The 10,793-nt window shown below is 62.4% G+C and carries 12 protein-coding genes; 10 read left to right on the top strand and 2 right to left on the bottom strand.

Annotated elements, in window-relative coordinates; translation table 11 throughout:
* From AC1D2G_RS33405 to AC1D2G_RS33375, 7 genes are all read left to right on the top strand, one after another.
* Positions 1 to 479: 2-oxo acid dehydrogenase subunit E2 (locus AC1D2G_RS33405; protein ID WP_477419384.1), on the top strand; the 479-nt coding region annotated here is incomplete at its 5' end.
* A gap of 14 nt (positions 480 to 493) precedes the next feature.
* Positions 494 to 934, top strand: a complete 441-nt coding sequence (locus tag AC1D2G_RS33400; RefSeq protein WP_477419382.1) for a hypothetical protein — start codon at positions 494 to 496, stop codon at positions 932 to 934.
* Positions 931 to 1,569, top strand: coding sequence for an SGNH/GDSL hydrolase family protein (locus tag AC1D2G_RS33395; RefSeq protein ID WP_477419380.1), 639 nt, complete (start codon positions 931 to 933; stop codon positions 1,567 to 1,569). The genes AC1D2G_RS33400 and AC1D2G_RS33395 overlap by 4 nt, the downstream gene beginning before the upstream one ends.
* A gap of 15 nt (positions 1,570 to 1,584) precedes the next feature.
* Positions 1,585 to 3,030, top strand: coding sequence for a dihydrolipoyl dehydrogenase (lpdA, locus tag AC1D2G_RS33390; protein ID WP_477419378.1), 1,446 nt, complete (start codon positions 1,585 to 1,587; stop codon positions 3,028 to 3,030).
* A gap of 90 nt (positions 3,031 to 3,120) precedes the next feature.
* On the top strand, positions 3,121 to 3,378 hold the full coding sequence (locus AC1D2G_RS33385) for a GlsB/YeaQ/YmgE family stress response membrane protein (protein ID WP_095091622.1): 258 nt from the start codon (positions 3,121 to 3,123) through the stop codon (positions 3,376 to 3,378).
* Between the two features lie 138 nt (positions 3,379 to 3,516).
* Entirely contained in the window at positions 3,517 to 4,482 is a 966-nt protein-coding gene (gene lipA, locus AC1D2G_RS33380; protein ID WP_477419388.1) for a lipoyl synthase, read from the top strand.
* 113 nt (positions 4,483 to 4,595) lie between these two features.
* On the top strand, positions 4,596 to 5,054 hold the full coding sequence (locus AC1D2G_RS33375) for a type II toxin-antitoxin system RatA family toxin (RefSeq protein ID WP_095091621.1): 459 nt from the start codon (positions 4,596 to 4,598) through the stop codon (positions 5,052 to 5,054).
* Between the two features lie 71 nt (positions 5,055 to 5,125).
* Here the strand turns inward: AC1D2G_RS33375 and AC1D2G_RS33370 are convergent, their stop codons facing one another.
* Entirely contained in the window at positions 5,126 to 5,614 is a 489-nt protein-coding gene (locus AC1D2G_RS33370) for a CinA family protein (protein ID WP_477398856.1), read from the bottom strand.
* A complete protein-coding gene (locus AC1D2G_RS33365) occupies positions 5,611 to 6,834 on the bottom strand; it encodes a bifunctional 2-C-methyl-D-erythritol 4-phosphate cytidylyltransferase/2-C-methyl-D-erythritol 2,4-cyclodiphosphate synthase (RefSeq protein ID WP_477398854.1) in 1,224 nt (407 codons plus the stop codon). Before AC1D2G_RS33365 ends, AC1D2G_RS33370 begins: the two co-directional genes overlap by 4 nt.
* Positions 6,835 to 7,066: 232 nt before the next feature.
* Here AC1D2G_RS33365 and dusB point away from each other — a divergent pair, with 232 nt between their 5' ends.
* From dusB to ntrC, 3 genes are read left to right on the top strand one after another with little or no spacing between them, the layout of a single operon-like run.
* Positions 7,067 to 8,095 (top strand): tRNA dihydrouridine synthase DusB, encoded by a 1,029-nt coding sequence (gene dusB, locus AC1D2G_RS33360; RefSeq protein ID WP_477398852.1) that lies wholly within the window; start codon positions 7,067 to 7,069, stop codon positions 8,093 to 8,095.
* Complete coding sequence (locus tag AC1D2G_RS33355; protein ID WP_477419376.1) at positions 8,092 to 9,234, top strand: two-component system sensor histidine kinase NtrB; 1,143 nt, start codon at positions 8,092 to 8,094, stop codon at positions 9,232 to 9,234. The genes dusB and AC1D2G_RS33355 overlap by 4 nt, the downstream gene beginning before the upstream one ends.
* Positions 9,231 to 10,691 carry a nitrogen regulation protein NR(I) gene (ntrC, locus tag AC1D2G_RS33350; RefSeq protein WP_095091616.1) on the top strand — a complete coding sequence of 487 codons (1,461 nt, stop codon included), beginning with the start codon at positions 9,231 to 9,233 and terminating at the stop codon, positions 10,689 to 10,691. The genes AC1D2G_RS33355 and ntrC overlap by 4 nt, the downstream gene beginning before the upstream one ends.
* Positions 10,692 to 10,793 lie beyond the last annotated feature (102 nt).

Genomic DNA, 10,793 nt, shown 5'->3' with positions numbered 1-10,793 from the left:
CGCTGAAGGCGGTGCCGGATGCCAATGCGTCGTGGACCGAAAGCGCCATGGTCAAGCACAAGTATGCCGATGTCGGCGTTGCGGTGTCGATCCCGGGCGGCCTGATCACGCCGATCATCCGCAAGGCGGACGAAAAGACGCTGTCCACCATCTCCAACGAGATGAAGGACCTGGCCAGCCGCGCCCGCAGCCGCAAGCTGAAGCCGGAAGAGTATCAGGGCGGCACCACGGCGGTATCGAACCTCGGCATGTTCGGCATCAAGGACTTTGCCGCCGTCATCAACCCGCCGCATGCGACGATCCTGGCGGTCGGCGCCGGCGAGGAGCGGGCGGTGGTCAAGAATGGCGAGATCAAAATCGCCACCGTCATGTCGGTGACGCTGTCGACCGACCATCGCGCCGTCGACGGTGCGCTGGGGGCCGAATTGCTGGTTGCCTTCAAACGCCTGATCGAAAACCCGATGGGCATGCTGGTCTAGGAAGGGAAAGGGCGGTGCGGACATTCTTCACCAGCCTTTTCGCTTTCATTCTTTCCGGTTTGGCCGGCGGGCTGGTCGCGCAGTGGTTGGCCATCGCCACTGGCGCCGAGGAAGAATACATCCTCGTTTTCATGTTCTCGGTGCTGGTGACCTTCATGGTTACCTTCGTCTTCTTCGTGGCGGAGTTCATGACGGATCCGGTCGCGGCGGTGGCCAGGACGGGTAAGTGGCTGCTGATCATGTTTGCGGTGTTGCTTGCCCTGCTGGTCGCGCTTGCCCTGCTGGTCGCGCTTGCCCTCTACGCCGACAGCGGTGCCGCGGTGGTGAAGAAGGACATTCCCATGGTGGTCGGCTTTGGCCTGCCGGGGCTGGTGACGATCATTCTTCACTGGCTGTTCGTGAACTGGCGGGTGAGACGCGGTTCGATCAAGGCACAGGTGGGTGTGGGTGCATGAAGACAGTTCTGTGCTACGGCGATTCGCTGACCTGGGGACACAACCCGGAGACTTTGAGTCGACATGAACATGAAGACCAGTGGCCAACCACACTGGCGAGAGCGCTCGGACCGAGCTTTCACGTCATTGCAGAGGGACTGGGCGGCCGCACCACGGCCTATGACGACTTCTTGTCGGGCGCGGACCGAAACGGCGCCCGGATATTGCCGACGATCCTGAGCACGCATTCGCCGATCGATCTGATCGTCATCATGCTTGGCTCCAACGACATGAAGCCGTCGATTCATGGCAGCGCGGTCATAGCGTCCTATGGCATGCGACGCCTCGTCGAAATCGTGCGGGGGCACGCCTATCCATTCGGCGGTGCCGCCCCCAGGATTATTCTGGTTGCGCCACCGCATATCGTGGAAACTCGCAAGGTGGACTACGCCGAAATGTTGGGAACGGGTGCAATCGAGTCGCCCAAGCTCGCCGGCTTTTATCAAACAGCCGCCAACGAGATGGGCTGCGGCTTTTTTGATGCAGCGAGCGTCGCTAAATGTACACCGCTCGACGGCGTCCATCTCGATGCCGAAAACACGCGCAACATCGGCGAGGCGTTAGCGCCCCTCGTGCGCGGCATGCTGGAATCGTGAATCAAGGAGAAAATCGTGGCTGAGAACTACGACGTCATCATCATCGGCTCCGGCCCGGGCGGCTATGTCACGGCAGTGCGTTCCGCCCAGCTTGGCTTCAAGACGGCGATCGTCGAGCGCGAGCATCTCGGCGGCATCTGCCTCAACTGGGGTTGCATTCCGACCAAGGCGCTGCTGCGCTCGGCCGAGATCATGCACTATTCGGATCACCTGAAGGATTACGGGCTGAAGCTCGACGGCAAGGTCAGCGTCGACACTTCTGCCGTGGTCGACCGTTCGCGAAAAGTCTCGCTGCGGCTCAATGGCGGCGTTGCCTTCCTGATGAAGAAGAACAAGGTCGACGTGATCTGGGGCGAAGCCAAGCTCTCGAAGCCGGGTGAGATCGTCGTGTCCAAGACGGCCAAGACGCCGATGGAGCCGCAGCCGCCGGTGCCGAAGGGCGTCAAGGGCGAGGGCACCTACACCGCCAAGCACATCATTCTGGCGACCGGCGCCCGGCCGCGCGCGCTGCCCGGCATCGAGCCGGATGGCAAGCTCATCTGGACCTACTTCGAAGCCATGGTGCCGAAGGAGATGCCGAAATCGCTGCTGGTGATGGGTTCAGGCGCCATCGGCATCGAATTCGCCTCCTTCTACCGCACCATGGGCGCCGAAGTGACGGTTGTCGAACTCCTGCCTGCGGTGATGCCGGTCGAGGACGCCGAAGTCTCGAAATTCGCCCAAAAGCAGTTCGAGAAGCAAGGCATGAAGATCATTCTCGAGGCCAAGGTGACCAAGGTCGAGAAGGGCGCGAACTCGGTCACCGCGCATGTCGAGATGAAGGACGGCAAAGTCGAGAAGATCACCGCCGACCGCATGATCTCGGCCGTCGGCGTGCAGGGCAACATCGAAAACCTCGGGCTTGAGGCGCTCGGCGTGAAGACCGACCGCGGCTGCATCGTCGTCGACGGCTACGGCAAGACCAATGTGCCCGGCATTTATGCCATCGGCGATGTCGCCGGCCCGCCGATGCTTGCCCACAAGGCAGAGCATGAGGGCGTGGTGTGCGTCGAAAAGATTGCCAACTTTCCCGGCGTGCATGCCACCGACAAGCTCAAGATTCCGGGCTGCACCTACTGCAATCCGCAGGTCGCCTCCGTCGGCCTGACGGAGGCCAAGGCCAAGGCCGAGGGCTGGGATATCCGAGTCGGACGTTTCCAGTTCGCCGCCAACGGCAAGGCCATCGCGCTTGGCGAGGACCAGGGCTTCGTGAAGACCATCTTCGACAAGAAGACAGGTCAGCTGCTCGGCGCGCATTTGGTCGGCGCCGAGGTGACCGAACTGATCCAGGGCTTTGTCGTGGCGATGAACCTGGAGACGACCGAGGAAGAATTGATGCACACCATCTTCCCGCATCCCACGCTCTCGGAAATGATGAAGGAAAGCGTGCTCGACGCCTATGGCCGGGCGCTCAACGCGTGATAAATCAGGACCGCGGGTAATCGATGGAACCCGGCGGCAAGGATGTTCGTTTGCGGATGCATTTTCACCCATCACACAAGGAGAGGGCATATGCACTTGAATGGCGTCGGTTGGATAGCAGCAATCATTATCGGCGGCCTGGCAGGCTGGCTCGCCGAAATGGTCATGAAGAGCAACACCGGGATCTTCATGAATATTGTTCTGGGCATCGTCGGTGCGATCGTGCTGAACGCCATCCTGCAGGCGCTCAACGTCGGTGTCTTCGGCATCGGCTGGACGGCCTATCTGATCACCGGCTTTATCGGCGCCTGCCTGCTGATCTGGGTCGGACGCCTGGTGCGCCGTTAACATCGTTGAACAACTGCTATGCGAAAAGGGCTGCCGCGGCATGCGCTGCGGCGGCCTTTTTCTTTGAGTTGAAAAGTCTTAGATGACGTTATGACAGCGAAAGCCGGACTGGCTGTCGCGAACAAACCAGGTTTCCAGATGGTCACTGTCCTCGATACGATTGCCAACGCACCGCGCTTGCGGCACYCGGAAAAGGCGCACAAGCCCGATCAGGACGTGCTGCGCAAGCCCGACTGGATCCGCGTCAAGGCGCCGGTCTCGAAGGGCTATGCCGAGACCCGCGAGATCGTGAAGTCGCACAAGCTGGTGACCGTCTGCGAAGAGGCCGGCTGCCCCAACATCGGTGAGTGCTGGGAGAAGAAGCACGCCACCTTCATGATCATGGGCGAGATCTGCACACGCGCCTGCGCCTTCTGCAACGTCGCCACCGGCATCCCGACCGCACTCGATCCCGACGAACCGGCCCGCGTCGCGCACGCGGTCAAGCAGATGGGCCTGACCCATGTCGTCATCACCTCGGTCGACCGCGACGATCTCGCCGACGGCGGTGCGCAGCATTTTGCGGAGGTCATCCGCGCCATCAGGGCGGCGACCCCGTTGACGACGATCGAAATCCTGACGCCCGATTTCCTGCGTAAGGAAGGCGCACTGGAGATCGTCGTGGCGGCCAAGCCCGACGTCTTCAACCACAATCTCGAGACCGTGCCGTCGAACTATCTGACGGTTCGTCCGGGCGCCCGCTATTTCCATTCAATCCGGCTGTTGCAGCGGGTCAAGGAACTCGACCCGTCGATCTTCACCAAGTCCGGCATCATGGTGGGCCTGGGCGAAGAGCGGAACGAAATCCTGCAATTGATGGACGATCTGCGCTCGGCCAATGTCGACTTCATGACCATCGGCCAGTATCTGCAGCCGTCCAAGAAGCACCATCCGGTGATCCGCTTCGTCACCCCGGAGGAGTTCAAATCCTTCGAGACGATCGGCCGGACCAAGGGTTTTCTGCTGGTGGCGTCGAGCCCGCTGACGCGCTCGTCGCACCACGCCGGCGACGATTTCGCTAGGCTGCGTGCGGCGCGGGAAGCGCTTCTCAAGAAATCGCTCTAATGCATGTCGCCCAAAAGTGACCTCGGTTTTGGGAGAACGACATGCATAAAAACAAGGAATCCAAAGCGCGTCGCATGAATCCGTTTCAACGCAACGCGCTTTAGGGCCGGTTTATGCCGAAATTCGAAGCCACCCGCCGGGTTGCCCATACGCCGCAACAGATGTTCGCACTGGTTGCCGATATCGAGGCCTATCCGCAGTTCCTGCCGCTTTGCGAAGCGCTGACGGTGCGCTCGCGCAAGGAGCGTGACGGACGCACCGTTCTCGTCGCCGACATGAGCATCGGCTACAAGGCGATCCGCGAAACCTTCACCACGCAGGTGCTGCTGAAACCCGACGAGAACACCATCGACGTGAAATACATCGATGGCCCGTTCAAATATCTGAGCAATGTCTGGCGCTTCGAACCCGATGGCGGAGGCTGTATTGTCCGCTTCTTCATCGATTATGAATTCAAGAGCCGCATTCTGGGCGCGGTGATGGGCACCATGTTCGATCGCGCCTTCCGCATGTTCGCCGAGGCTTTCGAGAAGCGCGCCGACGTCATCTATGGTGTTGCATCGTCGGCCTGATGCATGTCGCCCAAAAGTGCGCAGCGGAACAACGATAGGCATAAATACAAAGACTTAAAGCGCGTCGCACTTTAACGCTGGCCGAGCGCACGCAGTCCCAGTTCCAGCGCATGCCCAACTGTTTCACGGCGGATAAAATCGCGACCCTTGTCGGCAAACAGTTGGCGCTCTGCGGTCACGGCCTGGCCGTCCAAGCCGACGCCGAACCAGACCAGGCCGACAGGCTTTTGCGCCGAGCCGCCGCCGGGGCCGGCAATGCCGGTGACCGCCAGCGTCAGCTTGGCGCGCGAACGGGCCAGCGCGCCCTTTGCCATTTCGATCGCCGTCTCGCGTGAAACCGCGCCGTACTCCTCAAGCGTGGCGGGGGAAACACCGAGCATGTCCATCTTCGCTTCGTTCGAATAGGTGATGAAGCCGCGATCGACCACGGCGGACGAGCCGGCAATGTCGGTGAGCGCGGAGATGATCATGCCGCCGGTGCAGCTTTCCGCCGTTGCCAGCATGATGCCGCGCTGCTGGCAGGCCTGAAGCAGCGCGTTTGCCAGCTCGTCGTTGGTCATTCCGGCACCTCGCCGGGAAACACCACGCTGGCGGTGGCGATGGCCGCTATGCCTTCCTCGCGGCCGACAAAGCCGAGCTTTTCGTTGGTTGTCGCCTTGATCGAGATGCGATCAGGGGAAATTGCCAGCATCTGTGACAGGGCTGCCGTCATCGCCTCGCGATGCGGGCCGACGCGCGGCGCCTCGCAGATCAGCGTGATGTCAGCGTTGGCGATGCGACCGCCGCGCTCGCGCACCAACTTTGCCGCATGTTCGACGAAGATACGAGATGCAGCGCCTTTCCACTGCGGATCGGACGGCGGGAAATGCGTGCCGATGTCGCCGGCCCCACAGGTCGCCAGCAGCGCATCGGTCAAGGCATGCAGGCCGACATCGGCGTCGGAGTGGCCCGAAAGTTTCTTGTCATGCGGGATGGCGACGCCGCACAGGGTGACATGGTCGCCAGGTTCGAAGGCATGCACGTCGTAGCCATTGCCGGTTCTGATATCGGGGAAGCGCGCACGGTCGCCGGAAAGCCGCTGGTCCGCCATTGCAATATCCCGTGCCCAGGTGAGTTTGACATTGTCCGGTGAACCCGGAACGATCCTTACCGGAATATGCGCCCATTCGGCGATCGCGGCGTCGTCGGTGAAGTCCATTTTCCCCAGGTGATGGGCTTTCTCGTGCGCGGCAAGAATGGGCCAGAACGGAAAGCCCTGTGGCGTCTGCGCGGCGTGAAGTCCGCTGCGGGAAACGGTTTCTCCGACGACGCCGGCGGCCGACTCGCGCTTCAGCGTATCGGCGACGGGCAGGGCGGGCAGCGCGCCCTCGCGCTCGCCGATGGCGTCGATGGTCCGGTCGATCAACTCCGCATCAACAAACGGGCGGACGGCGTCGTGGATCAGAACCCGGCCCGGCGCGTGGCCTCTCAGTGCGAGCAGTCCGAGCCGCACCGAAGCCTGCCTGGTCGCCCCGCCCATGATGGCGATGACCCGCCCGGCGTTGGCGCCTGCTGCCTGCTGGAACAGCTCGTGGTCATCGGCATGAATGGCGACAACAACTTCGCTGGTCCGCGGGTGGGCCAGGAAAATCTCAATCGTGTGGGCGATGACGGCGTGGCCGCCAATACTTTGATACTGCTTGGGTCCGTTGGCCTGCCCGGCGCGAGCGCCGCGGCCGGCGGCGACGATCACCACGGCGACCTTGCCATCGTCACTCGAATTTTCACTTGCGTCAGTCATGCAGATTGGCTTAGCGCACGATCCCGGAAAGTGTAATCGGTTTTCGGAAAAGATCGTGCGCCAAATATGAACTTCGAAGGCGTCCTTTGCGCCTTCCAAGGGGCGTCTGGCGCCAATTTGGAAGGCCAGCATTTTTCCCAATTGCGCCTTAATGTGGCGTCATTCCGCGTTGCACATTGCGCCGGTTCTGGCTAGAGAATGTGCAACGAATGAATATGCTTGGTTTTTGTGCATGCCTGATTTGACCAAATTGGCCGCGCCGCTCGACGTCGGCGGTGTGCAAATTCGCAATCGCGTGTTCCTGGCGCCGATGTCGGGCATCACCGATGAGGCGTTCCGGCAGCGCGCCCATGCGCATGGCGCCGGTCTTGTCGTATCCGAAATGGTCGCCAGCGGCGAGCTTGCCAAGGGCAGGGCCGGTTGCGACCTGCGCATTCGTCATTCCGGCCTGCCGGTTCACATGGTGCAGCTTGCCGGCCGCGAGGCGGCGCACATGGCGGAAGGCGCGCGGATCGCCGCTGGCGAGGGCGCCGACATCATCGATATCAACATGGGCTGCCCGGCCAAGAAGGTTACCGGTGGCTATGCCGGCTCGGCATTGATGCTGGATCTCGACCACGCGCTGTCGCTGATCGACGCCGTGGTCGGCGCGGTCAAGGTGCCGGTCACGGTCAAGATGCGGTTGGGCTGGGACGAAGGCGCACTCAACGCCCCGATGCTGGCGCGCCGCGCCGAACAGGCCGGTGTCAGGATGGTGACGGTGCACGGCCGCACGCGCTGCCAGTTCTATCAGGGCAAGGCCGACTGGCGCGCCATCGCCCGGGTCAAGGAAGCGGTGTCGATCCCGGTCGTCGCCAATGGCGATGTTTCTTCGCCGGCGGAAGCGGCTGCCATTCTCGACCAGTCAGGTGCCGATGCCGTGATGATCGGCCGCGCGCATTACGGTGCGCCTTGGATCGCTGGCAGCATCGCGGCGGCCGCGACGGGCGAGGCAGCGGCCAAGGTGCCGCAGAACCGGATAGCGCTGGCCGATTATGTCGTGGCCCACTACGAGGACATGCTGGCGCTCTATGGCGTCGAAAGTGGCCTGCGCCAGGCGCGCAAGCATCTTGGCTGGTATCTCGACCGTCATGCCGGCGGCATGGCTGACGACAGCCGAAAGGCCATACTGACCGCATTCGAGCCCGCGCGCGTCATCGCCATGCTGCGCGATGTGTTTTCGCACGATGCGCAACCGTCGAACCTGCGGAGCGCCGCATGATCGCCGCCGCTGGCCAGAGTGTTGAAATGGCGGATGCCGCCCAGATCGTGCTCAACACCATCCGGCGTCCGGTGATCATGATCAGCGAGCAAGGGTTCATCACCTACGCCAATGCCGATGCCGAGGACTTTTTCCGCTCAAGCGCGACCATGCTCGCCCGCAACACGCTGTCGAAACTCATTCCCTTCGGCAGCCCGCTGCTGACGCTGGTCGATCAGGTGCGCGAACGCCTCGCTCCAGTCAACGAATACCGGGTCGACGTGTCGTCGCCGCGCCTGGGCATCGAGAAGGTCGTCGATCTCTATGTCGCGCCGGTGCCGGAATTTCCAGGCTCCGTCGTGGTGATGTTCCAGGAAAGGTCGATGGCCGACAAGATCGACCGGCAGATGACGCACCGCGGCGCTGCGCGCTCGGTGACCGGCCTGGCGGCGATGCTTGCCCATGAGATCAAGAACCCGCTCTCCGGCATCCGCGGTGCTGCCCAGCTGCTCGAACTGTCGGCTTCCGACGAGGACCGCGCGCTGACGCGGCTGATTACCGACGAGACCGACCGCATCGTGTCGCTGGTCGACCGCATGGAGGTGTTTTCCGACGAGCGGCCGATCGATCGCTACCCCGTCAACATCCACGTCGTTCTCGACCATGTGAAGGCGATTGCCAAGAACGGTTTTGCCAAGAGAATCAAGATAATGGAGGATTATGATCCTTCGTTGCCTCCGGTGTTTGCCAACCGCGACCAGCTCATCCAGGTGTTCCTCAACCTGGTCAAGAACGCCGCCGAGGCAATCGGCAGTGACCCGCAGGGCGAGATCGTGCTGTCGACCGCCTTCCGGCCGGGCATCCGTGTTTCCGTTCCGGGCACGCAGGATCGCGTATCGCTGCCGCTGGAATTCTGCGTGCGCGACAATGGCTCCGGCGTCTCGGAAGATATCCTGCCGATCCTGTTCGATCCCTTTATCACCACCAAGCCGAACGGCTCGGGGCTGGGGCTGGCGCTGGTCGCCAAGATCGTCGGCGAGCATGGCGGCATCATCGAATGCGAATCGACGCCGMGCGGGACCACATTCCGCATTCTGATGCCGGCCTGGAAAGAGGTGCCATACGGCGCCGATGAAGACGGTGAAGGAGACCGCAAATGACCGTTCGCGGCAATATTCTCGTCGCCGACGACGATGCGGCGATCCGCACCGTCCTCAACCAGGCGCTTTCGCGCGTCGGTCACGAGGTGCGCGTCACTTCCAACGCTTCGACATTGTGGCGCTGGGTGGCGGCGGGCGAGGGCGATCTGGTCATCACCGATGTGGTGATGCCGGACGAGAACGCCTTCGACATGCTGCCGCGCATCAAGAAGGCGCGGCCGGAGCTGCCCGTTATCGTCATGAGCGCCCAGAACACCTTCATGACGGCGATCCGTGCATCCGAAACCGGCGCTTATGAATATCTGCCGAAGCCATTCGACTTGACCGAACTGCTCAACATCGTCAACCGGGCGCTTTCCGAGCCGCGGCGGCCGAAGATCGATGCGCGGCCGGAAGAGCAACCTGACGCGATGCCGCTGGTCGGCCGCTCGGCGGCCATGCAGGACATCTACCGCATGCTGGCGCGCATGATGCAGACCGACCTGACGGTGATGATTTCTGGCGAATCCGGCACCGGCAAGGAGTTGGTGGCGCGTGCGCTGCATGAGTATGGCCGCCGCCGCGGCGGCCCGTTCGTCGCCATCAACATGGCGGCGATCCCGCGTGACCTGATCGAGTCGGAACTGTTCGGCCACGAGAAGGGCGCCTTCACCGGCGCCCAGAACCGCTCCACCGGTCGCTTCGAACAGGCCGAAGGCGGCACGCTGTTCCTCGACGAGATCGGCGACATGCCGATGGAAGCGCAGACGCGCCTGCTGCGCGTCCTGCAGCAGGGTGAGTACACGACCGTTGGCGGACGCACGCCGATCAAGACCGACGTGCGCATCGTCGCCGCCACCAACAAGGATCTGCGCACGCTGATCAACCAGGGGCTTTTCCGCGAGGATCTTTTCTATCGCCTCAACGTCGTGCCGCTCAGGCTGCCGGCGCTGCGCGAGCGCTCCGAGGACGTGCCCGACCTCGTGCGGCACTTTTTCAAGCTCGGCGAGATGGAAGGCCTGCAGACCAAGCGCATTTCGTCGGGCGGCATCGAACTGATGAAGCGCTACCCCTGGCCGGGCAATGTGCGCGAACTGGAAAACCTCGTCCGCAGGCTCGCCGCGCTCTATTCGCAGGATGAGATTTCGGCCGAGATCATCGAAGCCGAGCTCAAGACCGGCGAGCGCCCGGTGGTGCCGGGCGGCGGCAACCTCATTCCCGACGACCTGTCCATCGGCCAGGCGGTCGAGCATTTCCTGCAGCGTTATTTCGCCTCGTTTGCCGGCGATTTGCCGCCTGCCGGTCTCTACCAGCGCATTCTGTCCGAGGTCGAGTATCCGCTGGTCCTGGCCTCGATGACGGCAACCCGCGGCAACCAGATCAAGGCCGCCGAACTGCTGGGCTTGAACCGCAACACGCTGCGCAAGAAGATTCGCGACCTCGGCGTCAACGTCTACAAATCATCGCGACAGCCCTGAGCCCTGATCCGAGCCCGGGCTCTTTTCAGGGGACCATCTCGCGAAAGATTTCCGTCTCGGTCACACTTGTTGCATAATCGCCACAATGCGTTGCATACATCC

It is taken from the genome of Mesorhizobium sp. P2_C7 (genome assembly GCF_056404515.1).
Note: the sequence above shows the minus strand (reverse complement) of the source record. Positions and strands in the feature narration are given on the sequence as shown.

Bases quoted from the DNA above. Each gene is read 5' to 3' on its own strand.
- AC1D2G_RS33395 (WP_477419380.1), top strand. From the start codon at position 931: ATGAAGACAGTTCTGTGCTACGGCGATTCGCTGACCTGGGGACACAAC.
- AC1D2G_RS33385 (WP_095091622.1), top strand. From the start codon at position 3,121: ATGCACTTGAATGGCGTCGGTTGGATAGCAGCAATCATTATCGGCGGC.
- AC1D2G_RS33375 (WP_095091621.1), top strand. From the start codon at position 4,596: ATGCCGAAATTCGAAGCCACCCGCCGGGTTGCCCATACGCCGCAACAG.
- AC1D2G_RS33370 (WP_477398856.1), bottom strand. From the start codon at position 5,614: ATGACCAACGACGAGCTGGCAAACGCGCTGCTTCAGGCCTGCCAGCAG.
- AC1D2G_RS33365 (WP_477398854.1), bottom strand. From the start codon at position 6,834: ATGACTGACGCAAGTGAAAATTCGAGTGACGATGGCAAGGTCGCCGTG.
- dusB (WP_477398852.1), top strand. From the start codon at position 7,067: ATGCCTGATTTGACCAAATTGGCCGCGCCGCTCGACGTCGGCGGTGTG.
- ntrC (WP_095091616.1), top strand. From the start codon at position 9,231: ATGACCGTTCGCGGCAATATTCTCGTCGCCGACGACGATGCGGCGATC.